At 63.9% G+C, this 12,991-nt stretch carries 12 protein-coding genes; 10 read left to right on the top strand and 2 right to left on the bottom strand.

Annotated features, from left to right (window positions below; genetic code table 11):
* Window positions 1-206: 206 nt before the first annotated feature.
* The 5 genes from JQ600_RS05450 (at window position 207) to JQ600_RS05430 (ending at window position 4,525) form a co-directional block, all read left to right on the top strand.
* Window positions 207-932 carry a crotonase/enoyl-CoA hydratase family protein gene (locus JQ600_RS05450; protein ID WP_212489736.1) on the top strand — a complete coding sequence of 242 codons (726 nt, stop codon included), beginning with the start codon at window positions 207-209 and terminating at the stop codon, window positions 930-932.
* Window positions 933-992: 60 nt separating this feature from the next.
* Window positions 993-1,550, top strand: a complete 558-nt coding sequence (locus tag JQ600_RS05445) for a TetR/AcrR family transcriptional regulator (protein WP_212388646.1) — start codon at window positions 993-995, stop codon at window positions 1,548-1,550.
* Between the two features lie 87 nt (window positions 1,551-1,637).
* Entirely contained in the window at window positions 1,638-2,240 is a 603-nt protein-coding gene (locus tag JQ600_RS05440; RefSeq protein WP_212388644.1) for a hypothetical protein, read from the top strand.
* Between the two features lie 86 nt (window positions 2,241-2,326).
* Entirely contained in the window at window positions 2,327-2,911 is a 585-nt protein-coding gene (locus JQ600_RS05435; RefSeq protein ID WP_212388642.1) for an NnrU family protein, read from the top strand.
* A gap of 18 nt (window positions 2,912-2,929) precedes the next feature.
* Window positions 2,930-4,525 (top strand): class I adenylate-forming enzyme family protein, encoded by a 1,596-nt coding sequence (locus tag JQ600_RS05430; RefSeq protein WP_212388641.1) that lies wholly within the window; start codon window positions 2,930-2,932, stop codon window positions 4,523-4,525.
* 3 nt (window positions 4,526-4,528) lie between these two features.
* Here the strand turns inward: JQ600_RS05430 and JQ600_RS05425 are convergent, their stop codons facing one another.
* Window positions 4,529-5,392 (bottom strand): hypothetical protein, encoded by an 864-nt coding sequence (locus JQ600_RS05425; RefSeq protein ID WP_212388639.1) that lies wholly within the window; start codon window positions 5,390-5,392, stop codon window positions 4,529-4,531.
* 260 nt (window positions 5,393-5,652) lie between these two features.
* On the opposite strand from JQ600_RS05425, the gene JQ600_RS05420 reads away from it, so the two are divergent.
* The 5 genes from JQ600_RS05420 to poxB all read left to right on the top strand — a co-directional run bounded on the left by JQ600_RS05420 (window position 5,653) and on the right by poxB (window position 11,515).
* Window positions 5,653-6,306: a tetratricopeptide repeat protein gene (locus JQ600_RS05420; RefSeq protein ID WP_212388637.1), complete on the top strand. Its 654-nt coding sequence runs from the start codon at window positions 5,653-5,655 to the stop codon at window positions 6,304-6,306.
* 29 nt (window positions 6,307-6,335) lie between these two features.
* Window positions 6,336-6,890 (top strand): hypothetical protein, encoded by a 555-nt coding sequence (locus JQ600_RS05415; RefSeq protein WP_212264828.1) that lies wholly within the window; start codon window positions 6,336-6,338, stop codon window positions 6,888-6,890.
* A 145-nt stretch (window positions 6,891-7,035) separates the two neighbouring features.
* Window positions 7,036-8,421, top strand: coding sequence for a ribosome biogenesis GTPase Der (gene der, locus JQ600_RS05410; RefSeq protein ID WP_212388635.1), 1,386 nt, complete (start codon window positions 7,036-7,038; stop codon window positions 8,419-8,421).
* 29 nt (window positions 8,422-8,450) lie between these two features.
* Window positions 8,451-9,668: a TCR/Tet family MFS transporter gene (locus tag JQ600_RS05405; RefSeq protein WP_212388820.1), complete on the top strand. Its 1,218-nt coding sequence runs from the start codon at window positions 8,451-8,453 to the stop codon at window positions 9,666-9,668.
* A 110-nt stretch (window positions 9,669-9,778) separates the two neighbouring features.
* Window positions 9,779-11,515, top strand: a complete 1,737-nt coding sequence (gene poxB, locus JQ600_RS05400; RefSeq protein ID WP_212388633.1) for a ubiquinone-dependent pyruvate dehydrogenase — start codon at window positions 9,779-9,781, stop codon at window positions 11,513-11,515.
* Between the two features lie 157 nt (window positions 11,516-11,672).
* On the opposite strand, the gene JQ600_RS05395 is transcribed toward poxB, so the two are convergent.
* Complete coding sequence (locus JQ600_RS05395; RefSeq protein ID WP_212264825.1) at window positions 11,673-12,899, bottom strand: ABC transporter substrate-binding protein; 1,227 nt, start codon at window positions 12,897-12,899, stop codon at window positions 11,673-11,675.
* Window positions 12,900-12,991: the final 92 nt, after the last annotated feature.

Here is a 12,991-nt window from a genome sequence, read left to right as displayed (position 1 = left end):
TGCAATCCCTGCTGTTCCACCTATCATACCACAACGGCAGCGTGAGTACGAGCGACCTACGGGCCAAACCGGCGCGTTGGTTCGATCCGCCACCACTCATGCATCCAGTGGATGCCTCCATGCGAATCTGGTTCAGCAAAATCCCTTGCGCCGGCCAGTCGCGTTCTAAAGTATCCACTGGATGCTTACAAAACAGGGAGGCCAACATGACTGATCTTGCGACCTATTCCCGCACCGGCCCCGTCGGCACCATCGTGATGGACGAAGGCAAGGCCAATGTGATGTCGCTGGCGATGCTCAACGCGCTGCATGCGGCGTTCGACCAGGCGGAAAAGGACAAAACCGTCGTGATCCTGAAGGCGCGCGGGAGGCACTTTTCCGGCGGTTTCGACCTCAACGTCTTCGCCAAAGGGAGCGCCGAGGATCAGTACCTGATGCTGAAAGCGGGCGCCGAACTGGCGCTGCGCATCCTGTCGTTTCCGACCCCGGTGGTCGCGGTCTGCCAGGGCAACGCCTATCCGATGGGGGCCTTCCTGATCATGTCCAGCGACCACCGTCTCGCCGCCGAGGGCAATTACTTGATCGGGATGAATGAAGTTGCAATCGGGCTCACGGTGCCGCGGTTCGCCATAGAGATCGCCCGGCAGCGACTGACGCCGACCTATTTCAGCCGGGTCGTGATGACGGCCGAAATGTTCGGTCCGGCGGAAGCCGTCACGGCCGGCTTCTTCGACCGCGTAGTGCCGGCTGACGCCCTGGAGCGCAGTGCGGAGGAGGTGGCCGGGAAGCTGAGCACGCTCGACATGGCGGCGCATGCCGCCACCAAGGCGCGGGCGCGCGGTGCCGTGATCAAGATGATCCGCGGCATGATCGACGAGGACATCACCCCGCAATATGGCGAGGATCGCATCAGGAGCCGCGTTTCGGCTTAAGCTTCGGAAAATCGTGTCCGCGACAGTGGCGCTGCGGCCGGGGTCTTTGTATGAAGGGATATGACCGCATCGCCGCGCCGGGCGACTTACCGCCACGGCAATCTGAAATCAGCCGCGCTGAAGGCCGCCACCCGTCTGGTGGCCAAGGCCGGCCATGAGCAATTGAGTTTGCGCGAGGTGGCTGATGCCGTCGGTGTTGCGCATCGCTCGCTGTATAATCATTTCAGGGATCGCGAAGCGCTGCTCGATGCGGTCGCCACCGGCGCCTATGACCGGCTGGCCGCGATCCTCGTCAAGGCGACCACGCCGGAGGATTACACCGCGAAATATGTCCGCTTCGCGCTCGCCAACCGTGCGCTCTATGCGCTGATGACCAGCCGCCCGCACGCGACGATGAAGCACAATCCGCCGCTGCAGACCGCGGTCCACGGCGTCATCACCCAGGCGATGCGGATCTTTTGCCAGGACATCCCGACATCAGCCGCGCGGCGCCGGGCCGTGATGAAGATCTACATCACGCTCTATGGTGGTATTTCGCTCTATGCGGCCGGCGTGCTCGACCAGCCCAGCGAAAAGGCGCTGATTGCGGAACTATCGGCGATGAATGCCGGGAAATGAACGCGGGGATGTGAACGCCGGCCCGCTTGAACCCGACCAAGGCGCGGACCAACTTGATTGGATCGTCGACATCAAGGGAACCGGCGTATGCTCCGGCGCGTCATCATCTGCCTGATCGTCGCGGTTGCCGGTATCGGCGCCGCCGACGCCCAGTCGCGGCGTCAGATCGACGCCACGCCGTTTTCGCACGCGCCGTGCAGCGTGCTCGACGGCCAGCCCTGCACACCGTCATTCTGCAGCGTGTTCAACGATGGCCCCTGCATTCCCGAGATCGATTATCCCTACGGCCAGAACCTGCAACTGACGATCGAAAGCGTACCGCCAAAGGACCAGGCGGCGAAATACCGGAAGCCGGACCACGACCTCGACAGCATCGGCGACCTGTTTGCGGCGCTGCGATCCTGCTGGACCCCGCCGCCGGCCGATAGCGCGCGCGAGGGCATGCAGATGTCGGTGCGCTTCAGTTTCAAGCGGTCGGGCGAAATCATTGCCGCGCCCCGGCTGACCTTCGCCACCGCCGGCGTTCCAGCCGATACCCGTGCCACCTACCTGAAGGCGATCAACGCCTCGCTCGAGGCCTGCAAACCGCTGAAATTCACCGGCGAGCTCGGAGGCGCGCTGGCCGGGCGACCGATCGCCATTCGTTATGTCGACAACCGCGATCTGAAGAAGCAAGTGGAGAAGCCATGAGGCGGATGGCGGCGTAGCGCATTGCGCTCCAAGCCCCATCAATGATAGGCGAGGGTAGAAGCGAAGCCGCCCAGGGAGAGGACGTCATGGGACTGCTGGTGATGATCCTGGGCCTGGTCCTGTTTCTCGGCGTCCACACGCTGACCACGCAGCGCAAATTGCGTGCACGGGTCGTCGGCTCAATGGGCGAGGGCGGCTACAAGATCGGCTATACGCTGGCCTCGGGTGCGGGCCTGGCGCTGGTCATCTGGGGCTTTGCCAATTATCGCGCTACGGGCTGGATCGACGTCTGGAACCCGCCGACGGCGTTCAAGCACATCACCGTGGCCCTGATGCTGCCCGCGATCATTCTGGTGGTCGCCTCCTACATCCGCGGCCGGATCTACACGACGCTGAAGCATCCGATGCTGACCGGCGTCAAGCTGTGGGCGGCCGCGCATCTGCTCGCCAATGGCGATCTCGGCTCGATCATCCTGTTCGGCTCGTTCCTGGCGTGGGCGGTGTTCGACCGCATCTCGCTGAAACGCCGTGCGGACGCCGGCGGGCCGCCGATACCGGTCGGCGGTCCCGGCAACGACCTGATCGCGATCGCGGTCGGGATCATCGCCTATCTGGCGCTGGCATTTGCCTTCCATCCGGTCGTGATCGGCGTCCCCGTGGTTGGAGTCTAGCAAGGCAAGAGTTGAGCCATGGACTGGTCGCAACATCCTATTCCGGCGATGCGGCTCGAGACGCGCTTCGGCGACCGCGTCGTGTCGGCATTTAGCGAACGGCCGGGCTCCGTCTGGGCGATGATTGCCGAGGCTGCAGAGAGAAATCCGGATGGCGAAGCGTTGATCTGCGGTGATCGCCGGATGAGTTGGCGCGACGTGGCCTCTCAATCGGCACGGATTGCGGCCGGGTTTCAGCGGCTCGGATTGCAGCGCGGCGATCGTATCGCCGTGCTGCTCGGCAATCGCGTCGAGTTCGTGCTGACGATGTTCGCCGCCGCTCATGCCGGCCTTGTGACGGTGTTGCTGTCGATCCGCCAGCAAAAGCCTGAGATCGCCTATGTGCTGACCGATTCAGGCGCAACGCTCCTGGTCCACGAAGCGACACTGGCCGAGCGCGTGCCGGATGCGCGCGATGTGCCTGACCTCCTGCATCGCGTTGCCGTCGGTGACGGCAGCACCTCGCAGTTCTCCGATCTGTTGGATATCGAAGCGTCGGCGACGCCTGCCGAGGTCGGCGAAGAAGACACCGCGATGATCCTCTACACGTCGGGCACCACCGGCAAGCCAAAGGGCGCAATGCTGGCGCATTGCAACATCATCCATTCGTCGATGGTCTTCGTGTCCTGCCTGCAGTTGACCGCGGCGGACCGCTCGATCGCCGCGGTGCCACTCGGGCACGTCACCGGCGTGGTCGCCAATATCACGACCATGGCTCGCTGCGCGGGCGCGCTGATCGTGATGCCGGAGTTCAAGGCCGCGGAATATCTGAAGCTGGCGGCGCGAGAGCGCGTCACCTACACCGTGATGGTGCCGGCGATGTATAATCTCTGCCTGCTGCAGCCGGATTTCGACGGCTACGATCTGTCGAACTGGCGGATCGGCGGCTTTGGCGGGGCGCCGATGCCGATTGCGACGATCGAGCGGCTGGCCGCCAGGATTCCGGGCCTGAAGCTGGCAAATTGCTACGGCGCCACCGAGACGACGTCGCCGTCGACCATGATGCCCGGCGAATTGACCGCGCGGTACATCGACAGCGTTGGCTTGCCCTGTCCCGGCGCGCAGATCATCGTCGTCGATGCCGACGGCCACGAACTGCCGCGGGGCGCGATCGGTGAAATCTGGATCCACGGCGGCTCGGTCATCAAGGGCTACTGGAACAATCCAAAAGCAACGGCTGAGAGTTTCACCGCCGGCTTCTGGCATTCCGGCGATCTCGGCTCGATCGATGAGTCGAATTTCGTGCGCGTGTTCGATCGCCAGAAAGACATGATCAACCGCGGTGGCTTGAAGATTTATTCCGCCGAGGTCGAGTCTGTCCTGTCAGGCCACCCCGACGTGCTCGAAAGCGCGATCATCGCCAAACCGTGCCCGGTGCTCGGCGAGCGCGTCCACGCCGTGGTCGTGATCAGGGGCGGGGCCAGCGTTGAGACCTTGCGTGCGTGGTGCGCCGAGCGGCTGTCGGACTACAAGGTGCCGGAAACCATCGACCTGACCGCCGATCCGCTGCCGCGCAACGCCAACGGCAAGGTGCTGAAACGGCAGTTGCGTGAGGCTCGCAATTTAAGCGCCTGACGATCAGAGCTTCGGCGCGCTGCCTTTCGGCATCGCATTGCGTTCGTTCTGTTCCGCGGTAAGCGCATCGCTGTCGATCGCCGCCGCGCTGATGACGCGTTTGACGTCCAATAGCGAAAACTGCGCGATCCCGACACGGTCGGATGCTGTGCCGGGGATCAGCTGCACGCTCAGCACGCCGTCGCAATTGGCGCCCTTGGCTTCGCTGAGCATCGCGGCCAGCGCTTTCTCCTTTGCCTGCGCACGCTTGACGACCGCCACGCAGCTGCCCCGGATGGTTTCGCCGTTGAGCTTGAGCGCGGCCTTGGGATCGAGTGGCTTGCCGATGGCCTCGATCGCGGTTGCTTCCTTGTATTTCGTGCCGACCGATACGATCGAGCCGGCGCGATAGATGTAATAGAGGTGCTGATCGCCGACGATGGTGGGTGCGCCGTATTTGCCCATCACCTCCTTGACCATGTCGGCCTTCGCCGGCTGCTGGTCCTTCGCAAAGGTGAGGTTGCGGGCGAGGAAGTAAATGCGATTGCCGCTCGCCGGCGACGAGAAGCTGCTCGACAGCATCTCACCGTTCTGGCTGGGCCCGGGAGGAAGGCTGAAAGTCAGTGCCGAGGTGAAGCTGATCGCGGTGCTGCCGAACTTCTGCTGCTGGACGTCGGTCGTGGTGTTGGAGCGTCCCTTGAAGAACGAATCTAGCGTGGCACGCGTGGAATCAGCGGTGGAATCCGCTGAGATGCCCAAAATGTCCGGGCGCAGCTTGCCGGAAAATGCCGAGTCCGGCGTCCTCGCCTTGATGTCGTAGGCTTGGGTCGCGGCGGGCAGGGCGGCGGCCCCGATGGCAAGCGTGACGACCAGGGCGCGGCAAACCATGAAGCACCTGCAAAATCAGACGTATAACCGACAAAAATCGAACGGATTACGCCAAGCTTTGAACCGCGAAGTCAATATTCCCGGACGTTCGCGGCGTGGGACAACTCGCTTCCAACTGCCACGTCCAGCGTTAACGCTTTGATCCGGCTCGCTTTGCCTTGCCACCGCCATATCGTTAGGGTATCGCCGCCGCCATGCGGGGATCGGGCGCAGGGCGCCGCCGCGCGTCCAGCGGCTCAGCGGGGATGGGATAGCCTTAAGTGTCTGAATTATTTAATGAAGTCGATGAGGAGGTCCGTCGCGATCAGCTCAAGAAGCTGTGGGACCAATATTCCATCTATATCATTGCCGGAGCGCTCCTGATCATCGCCTCCGTGGGTGGCTGGCGTGGCTACCAATATCTGGAAGCCAAGAAGGCGGTTGAGGCCGGTGCGGCCTTCGACAAGGCGGCAGAGCTATCGGAAGCCAACAAGCACGCAGAGGCCGAGGCGGCGTTTGCCGAGCTGGCGGCGAAGGCGCCGGCCGGATACCGCGTGCTGGCGCGCCTGCGTACGGCCGCGGAGGTCGCAAGCCGCGACCAGCAGGCTGCCGCCAAGATGTTCGACGAGATTGCCGCCGACCGCAGCGTCGGCGTGGCGGAACAGGATCTGGCCCGGATTCGCGCCGCCCAGTTGCTGCTGGAGAGCGCCTCCTATCCTGACATGAAGTCTCGCCTCGAGGCGGCAGCCGGACCGGCTGCTACCTTTCGCCATACTGCGCGCGAATTGCTGGCGCTGTCGGCCTGGCGCGCCAACGATGCGACAGCGACACGGCAATGGCTGGACGTAATTGCCAATGACGGCGGCACGCCACCGAGCCTGCGCTCACGCGCCGAAGCGCTGCAGGCGTTGCTTCCGCCTGTCGCAAAGAGCTGAGCCGGCCAACGAGATAACGAGAACCGAGCATGCGCCGCCCGCACCGTCTGATCGCAGCCACCGTCCTCATCGCGTTTTCCAGCGCGCTGGCGGGCTGTAGCAGCATCGGCAATTTCGATCCGACCGACATGCTCGACTTCCTCGACACCAAAAAGAAGCTGCCCGGTGAACGCAAACCGGTTTTCCCCGACGGTGTGCCCGGTCTCGAGCAGGGCGTGCCGAAGGATCTCTACAGAGGCGCGCGCCAGCAGCAGATCGACGACCCGAATGCCCAGGCAGCGGTCGCACCGGCGCCGCAGGAGCCGAAATCGAAGGGATCCGCGAAATCCAGAGGCAGGCAGGCCCCGGTTGCAGCAGCGCCCGCGGCTGAGCCCGCCGCCGCAGAGCCCGATGCCGCGCCCGAGGAAGAGGGCGGCACCAACGCAGCGCCGCCGGCGCCGAAGCCGAAGAAGATCGTGCGCAAGCGCACCACCGCGCCGCCGCCCGACCAGCCGGCGGCCCAATCGGCGGCGCCCGCGCAGTCCACCCAACAATCCGCCGCGCCGTTCCCGGCGCCGATGCCGAGCGGCAGCTTCACGCGTTAATTGCATAGCGTTTTCGCGCGAAGTCGGCGCCGGTTCGCGTAAAGCAAACGCGTCAAAACAAAATCAGAGCGCGGTTCCGACGGAACCGTGCTCTATCGTTTCGTTCGATTGACACGTCCATCAAAAAGGGCGTTTGGATTTATTTATGCCCTTCACGATTGCCATCATCGGCCGGCCCAATGTCGGAAAGTCGACGCTGTTCAACCGGCTGGTCGGGCAGAAGCTCGCGCTGGTCGACGACGAACCCGGCGTCACCCGCGACCGCCGCGAGGGCAATGGGCGCCTCGGCGATCTCGAATTCACCGTGATCGATACCGCCGGCCTCGATGAAGGCGCCAGGGGCTCGCTCACCGCGCGGATGCAGGAACAGACCGAAACCGCGATTGCGCTTGCCGACGCGCTGATGTTCGTGCTCGACGCGCGGGCCGGGCTTACGCCGAACGACCGCGCCTTTGCCGATTTCGCCCGCCGCGCCAACAAGCCGGTGGTGCTGGTCGCCAACAAGAGCGAGGGCAGGCACGGCGAAGTCGGCGCGATGGAAGCCTATGCGCTCGGGCTCGGCGATCCCGTGCAGATTTCCGCCGAACATGGCGAAGGCCTCAGCGATCTCTACGACGCACTGCGCGTGCTGATGCCCGATCCCACCGAGGAGGGTGAGGAATTCGACGATGACGACATCATCGAATCCGATGAGGATTTCGCCAAGCGTCCGATTCGCGTCGCGATCGTCGGCCGTCCCAACGCCGGCAAATCGACGCTGATCAATCATCTGCTCGGCGAGGAGCGGCTGCTGACCAGCGCCGAGGCCGGCACCACCCGCGATTCCATTTCGGTCGAGGTGACCTGGCAGGGGCGCGACTTCCGGGTGTTCGATACCGCCGGCTTGCGGCGGCGGGCGCGGATCGATGAGAAGCTGGAGAAGCTATCGGTGGCGGACGCGCTGCGCGCAGTGCGCTTTGCCGAAGTCGTTGTCATGATGATGGACGCGCAGAACCGGTTCGAGGAACAGGATTTGCGCATCGCCGACCTGATCGAGCGCGAGGGACGCGCGGTCGTTCTGGCCGTCAACAAATGGGATTTGATGGAGAAGAAAGGCAGCCTCGTTTCGGGGCTGCGCACCGATGTCGATCATTTGCTGCCGCAGATGAAGGGCGCGCCGGTTGTTGCCGTGTCGGGCCTGATGGGTGAGGGCATCGATCGGCTGATGAGCGCGATCGAGCAAGCCTATGCGGTATGGAACAAGCGCGTGCCGACGGCAGCCCTCAATCGCTGGTTCGAACAGGCGGTCGACGCCAATCCGCCGCCCTCGGTGTCGGGCCGCCGGCTGAAGCTGAATTACATCACGCAAGCCAAGGCGCGGCCGCCGAGTTTCATCCTGTTCTGCTCGCGCGCCGACGCGGTGCCGACGTCTTATTTGCGCTATCTCACCAACAGCATGCGTGAGGCCTTTGATCTGCCGGGTACGCCGATCCGCATTATGCTGCGCGAGAAGGCCAATCCGTTCGCCCACAAGCGCAAACGGCCGTCGTGAACGAGGCGGCCTCGGAACACGCGACCGGGATGCCGCCGGTGCGCAGCGGCGCAGCCATCTTCATTTTCGTTACCATCCTGCTCGACATGTTCGCGCTCGGCTTGATCCTGCCGATCTTGCCCAAGCTGGTCGAAAGCTTCGTCGACAACGATACCGCGACCGCCGCGCGGATCTTTGGATTGTTCGGCACCGCCTGGGCGGTGATGCAGTTCATCTTCTCACCGATCCTCGGCGCCTTGTCCGACCGGTTCGGCCGCCGGCCGGTGGTGCTGTTGTCCAATTTTGGCCTGGCGCTGGACTATGTACTGATGGCGCTGGCGCCGTCGCTGCTGTGGCTGTTCATCGGCCGCGTCATCTCGGGCATCACCTCGGCCAGTATCTCGACGGCTTTCGCCTACATCGCCGACGTGACGCCGCCGGAACGGCGCGCTGCCGTGTTCGGCAAGATCGGCGCGGCGTTCGGCGCCGGATTTATTCTCGGCCCCGCCGTCGGCGGCCTGCTCGGTGACATGGATCCGCGGCTGCCGTTCTGGGTCGCGGCGGGCCTGAGTTTTGCCAATACGCTTTATGGCTGGCTGATTCTGCCGGAGTCGCTGCCGCCGGAGCGCCGGTCGCCGTTCCGCTGGAAGAGCGCCAACCCGCTCGGCGCGTTGCATCTGCTGCGCTCCGATCGGGTTCTCGCAGGTCTCTCGCTAGCCAATTTCTTTGGCCAGGTCGCGCATGTCGTGCTGCCCTCGACCTTCGTGCTCTATGCGACCTATCGCTATGGGTGGGACACCAAGACCGTCGGGCTGACGCTGGCGCTGGTCGGTGTCTGCGCCATGGTGGTGCAGGGCGCAGGCGTCGGACCGATCGTCACGCGCCTTGGCGAACGCCGCGCGCTGCTGCTCGGGCTCGGCTGTGGGGCGCTCGGTTTCCTGATCTATGGCGCTGCGCCGACCGGTCCGCTGTTCTGGGCCGGCATTCCCGTGATGGCGCTGTGGGGCATTGCCGGTGCGGCGATCCAGTCGCTGACCACGCAACTGGTCGCGCCCGATCAGCAGGGCCAGTTGCAGGGCGCCACCAACAGCGTCAACAGCGTTGCCCAGATGGTGGGACCGTTTTTGTTTACGCTGATCTTTGCCTATTTCATCAGCGAGTCTGCGCCGGTGAAAATGCCGGGCGCGCCGTTCCTCCTGGCCGCTGCGCTATTGGCGCTGGCGCTGGTGGTCGCGTGGCGGACCATGGCTGGCAAACCAGCCGCTTGAAGCCGCAGAGTTCCACGGACATCACGGTAGCCTGAATTGTTTGGATCCGGCCGGCCCGTTACATCTGATGGCCGACGTTCCGAAGCTCCCCCCAACCGAGCGAGGCCACCATGCCGATCGACACCGTCGCCGACCTCATCGCGGAAACGCTGATCCAGGCCGGCGTGAAGCGGATATTCGGCGTGGTCGGGGACAGCCTGAACGGCTTGACCGAAGCGCTGCGCAAACGCGAGGTGATCGACTGGGTTCATGTCCGGCATGAGGAAGTCGCCGCCTTCGCGGCTTCAGCTGAAGCGCAAATCACCGGCGGGCTCGCGGTATGCGCGGGATCGTGCGGGCCGGGCAATCTTCACCTCATCAACGGCTTGTTCGATGCACATCGCAGCCGAACGCCGGTACTGGCTATCGCCGCCCAGATTCCATCCGCGGAAATCGGCGGGGGCTATTTTCAGGAGACACATCCCCAGGAGTTGTTCCGCGAATGCAGTCATTATTGCGAGCTCGTTTCCGATCCGGCGCAGCTTCCTTATGTGCTGGAAAATGCGATCCGCGCTGCGGTCGGCCGCCGTGGCGTGGCCGTGCTGGTGATCCCCGGCGATATCGCGCTGCGACCGGCGCCCAGCCGTGGCATTTCACCGAATGCTGGGCTTCTGCCGAAAGCCCCGGTGGTTCGGCCGGATGAGACGGAATTGACGGCGCTGGCGGGGCTTTTGAACGGCGCCAAACGTATCACGCTGTTCTGCGGCCGCGGCTGCGCGGGCGCCCATCCCAGCCTGATGCGGCTGGCGGACAAGCTCAAGAGCCCGATGGTGCATGCGCTCGGCGGCAAGGAACACGTTGAATTCGACAACCCCTATGATGTCGGCATGACCGGCTTCATCGGCTTCTCGTCCGGCTACGCCGCCATGCATGCCTGCGACGTGTTGCTGATGCTGGGGACGGATTTTCCCTATAAGCAGTTTCTACCGTCGGGAGCGAAGATCGCGCAGGTCGATATCCGCCCCGAAAATCTCGGCCGCCGCTGCAAGCTCGATCTCGGTCTCGTCGGCGATGTCGGCGTCACGATCGAGGCGCTGCTGCCGAAACTGACAGCAAAGGATGATCGCCGCCATCTCGACGACAGTGCCGCCCACTACAAGAAAGCCCGCGCCGGACTGGACGAACTGGCGCGCGGGACGCCCGGGCACAAGCCGATTCACCCGCAATATCTGGCGCGCTTGCTCAGCGAGGCGGCTTCCGACGACGCTGTGTTCACGGCCGATGTGGGTACGCCGACGATCTGGGCGGCGCGCTATCTCGTCATGAATGGACGCCGTCGTCTGCTGGGATCCTGGGTGCACGGCTCGATGGCCAACGCGATGGCGCATGCGATCGGCGCCCAGGCGTCGCAACCGGGGCGGCAGGTGGTGTCGATGTCCGGCGATGGCGGGTTCGCGATGCTGATGGGTGACCTGATCACGCTGCGGCAGATGAAGCTGCCGGTGAAGGTCGTGATCTTCAACAACGGGGTGCTGGGATTCGTTGCGCTGGAAATGAAGGCGTCCGGCTTTATCGAAACCGGCGTCGATCTGGAAAACCCTGACTTCGCGGCGATGGCCCGTGCCATGGGCATTCATGCGCGGCGGGTCGAGGATCCCGGCGATCTGCCACAGGCGATCCGCGAAATACTGGCCCATGACGGACCGGCGGTGCTCGACGTCGTCACCGCGCGGCAGGAATTGTCGATGCCGCCCACGATCACCGCGGAACAGGTCAAGGGCTTCAGTCTGTGGGTGCTGCGGGCGGTGATGAGCGGGCGGGGCGACGAGGTACTTGACCTAGCCAAGACCAACCTGCTGCCGCGTTGAAGGTGCGGATGCGCATGTAATTCAAGTCATTCCGGGGCGCGCAAAGCGCGAACTCCGATGCGCAATTGCGCATCGGAGAATCTCGAGATTCCCCGGTGCGCAATTGCGCACCTGAGGTATGGTGCTTACGCACCATCCCGGAATGACCGCTACGCGGTCACTTCTTCACAAGCGGACAGTCGCTGGCCTCTAGCGGCTTGGCGGCGTCTTCCGGGGCGATCGTGGCGATCTGCTTGTAATAGTCCCACGGTCCCTTCGACTCTTCCGGCTTCTTCACTTCGAACAGGTAGGCCGGAATGAGACGGCGGCCGTCGGCGCGCAGCGGGCCCTTGCCGAACAAGGGGTCGTCGGTCGGCAGTTCCTTCATCTTGGCGATCACCTTGGCGCCGTCATGCGGATTGCCGCCGAGCGCTTCCATCGCCTTGAGATAATGCAGCACCATGGCGTAGTTGCCGGCTTGCGTCATCGACGGCATCGCATTCTTGCTCGCCAATGCGGCAAACCGCTTCGAGAAGGCGCGGGTCTGATCGTTCAGGTCCCAGTAGAAGGATTCCGTGAAAGTCAGGCCTTGCGCCGTCTTCAATCCCAGCGAATGCACGTCGTTGATGAACAGCAGCAGTGCGGCCAGCTTCTGGCCACCGGCGACGATGCCGAATTCGGAGGCCTGCTTGATCGCGTTGGTGGTGTCGCCGCCGGCGTTGGCGAGGCCGACGACCTTGGCCTTGGAGGCCTGCGCCTGCAGCAGGAACGAGGAGAAATCCGAGGTGTTGATCGGATGCTTGACGCCGCCGAGCACCTTGCCGCCATTGGCGGTGACGACCGCGGAAGTATCGCGCTCCAGTGCGTGGCCGAAGGCGTAATCGGCGGTCAGGAAGAACCAGGTGTCGCCGCCGGATTTGGTGAGCGCCTTACCGGTGCCGTTGGCCAGCATGTAAGTGTCGTAGGTGAAGGAGATCGTGTTCGGCGTGCAGGCCTTGCCGGTGAGATCGGCCGTCGCGGCGCCCGAATTGAGCAGCGCGATGTTCTTCTCCTTGACGAGGTTGCTGACGGCGAGAGCCACGCCGGAGTTCGGCGTATCGGCGATCGCATCGACCTTGTCGTTGTCGATCCATTGCCGCGCGATGTTGACGCCGACGTCGGGCTTGTTCTGATGATCGCCGCTGACGACGTCGATCTTCCAGCCCTTCTTGAGCAGCCCGGAATCCTCGATCGCCATCTTGACCGCGACCACTGAATTGGGGCCGCCGATATCGGCGTAAAGGCTCGACATGTCGTTCAACACGCCGATCTTGACGGTCTTGTCCTGGGCGTAGGCGGGCGCAGCAAAGCTGACGCCGGCAACGGTAATCAACGCGGCGAGTCGCCGCGCGGTGAATGCAGTCATGTATTTCCTCCATCTATGTCGCCGGGTGGCCTTCTTTGGGAGGTCCACGCCCGGCATATGACTGAGACGGTGGTAGTGGTTCCGGATGTCCT

The organism is Bradyrhizobium sp. AUGA SZCCT0176 (assembly GCF_018130145.1).
Taxonomy (GTDB): domain Bacteria; phylum Pseudomonadota; class Alphaproteobacteria; order Rhizobiales; family Xanthobacteraceae; genus Bradyrhizobium.
Note: the sequence above shows the minus strand (reverse complement) of the source record. Positions and strands in the feature narration are given on the sequence as shown.

Excerpts from the sequence above, each read along its gene's own strand:
- JQ600_RS05440 (WP_212388644.1), top strand. The coding sequence starts at position 1,638 with ATGCTCCGGCGCGTCATCATCTGCCTGATCGTCGCGGTTGCCGGTATC.
- JQ600_RS05405 (WP_212388820.1), top strand. The coding sequence starts at position 8,451 with ATGCCGCCGGTGCGCAGCGGCGCAGCCATCTTCATTTTCGTTACCATC.
- poxB (WP_212388633.1), top strand. The coding sequence starts at position 9,779 with ATGCCGATCGACACCGTCGCCGACCTCATCGCGGAAACGCTGATCCAG.
- JQ600_RS05435 (WP_212388642.1), top strand. The coding sequence starts at position 2,327 with ATGGGACTGCTGGTGATGATCCTGGGCCTGGTCCTGTTTCTCGGCGTC.
- JQ600_RS05415 (WP_212264828.1), top strand. The coding sequence starts at position 6,336 with ATGCGCCGCCCGCACCGTCTGATCGCAGCCACCGTCCTCATCGCGTTT.
- der (WP_212388635.1), top strand. The coding sequence starts at position 7,036 with ATGCCCTTCACGATTGCCATCATCGGCCGGCCCAATGTCGGAAAGTCG.
- JQ600_RS05395 (WP_212264825.1), bottom strand. The coding sequence starts at position 12,899 with ATGACTGCATTCACCGCGCGGCGACTCGCCGCGTTGATTACCGTTGCC.
- JQ600_RS05445 (WP_212388646.1), top strand. The coding sequence starts at position 993 with ATGACCGCATCGCCGCGCCGGGCGACTTACCGCCACGGCAATCTGAAA.
- JQ600_RS05450 (WP_212489736.1), top strand. The coding sequence starts at position 207 with ATGACTGATCTTGCGACCTATTCCCGCACCGGCCCCGTCGGCACCATC.
- JQ600_RS05425 (WP_212388639.1), bottom strand. The coding sequence starts at position 5,392 with ATGGTTTGCCGCGCCCTGGTCGTCACGCTTGCCATCGGGGCCGCCGCC.
- JQ600_RS05430 (WP_212388641.1), top strand. The coding sequence starts at position 2,930 with ATGGACTGGTCGCAACATCCTATTCCGGCGATGCGGCTCGAGACGCGC.